Source organism: Chromatium okenii (assembly GCF_016583745.1).
Lineage (GTDB): Bacteria > Pseudomonadota > Gammaproteobacteria > Chromatiales > Chromatiaceae > Chromatium > Chromatium okenii.
Genome location: NZ_NRRQ01000145.1, coordinates 1 through 503, shown reverse-complemented (window position 1 = coordinate 503; position 503 = coordinate 1). Strand labels below are relative to the sequence as shown.

Genomic DNA, 503 nt, shown 5'->3' with positions numbered 1-503 from the left:
CTACAAGGGGCGCGGCGAGAGTGATCCTTTGTCGAGCAACGACATCGAGGACATCCTCAATCTGGTAGATGGCCGTCCCGAACTGCTCGATGAGGTGCGAGCAGCCGACAGCGCACTCCAGGCCTACATCGCCGCCGAGCTCAGCGAGCTCCTTGGCAAAGATGATTTTAGCTATGCCGTGCAGAGCCAAGCTGGCGACCCGGACCGGGAGGCACTGCTCTTCGAGCGCCTAGAGATCTTGACCGGGGTGCGTGGCTGATGCAGGCCCGCTGGTTCAGCCAGCAAGGCCGCGAGCGTGCCCGCAACAGCGATGCCGCAGCAGTGGGTCAGCAAGGCCAGCACCTATTGGCGGTGCTGGTCGACGGTGCGGAAAAGGGGCCACGAGGCGCGGAACTGGCACGGCACTGGGCCGATACCGTGATGCAGGCGCTGGCCGAGGCATCCACTCGCTCGCAGGCAACGGTTGGTGCACGCCTCAGACAGGCACATGCCCAGCTCCGCCA

General features: G+C 64.8%; 1 protein-coding gene and 1 pseudogene. Both read left to right on the top strand.

Going from position 1 to position 503, the window contains the following annotated elements:
* A pseudogene (locus tag CKO12_RS14595) lies at positions 1 to 259 on the top strand (hypothetical protein); the annotation flags it as partial.
* Positions 259 to 503: hypothetical protein (locus CKO12_RS14590; RefSeq protein ID WP_200155428.1), on the top strand; the 245-nt coding region annotated here is incomplete at its 3' end. The pseudogene CKO12_RS14595 and the gene CKO12_RS14590, both read left to right, overlap by 1 nt.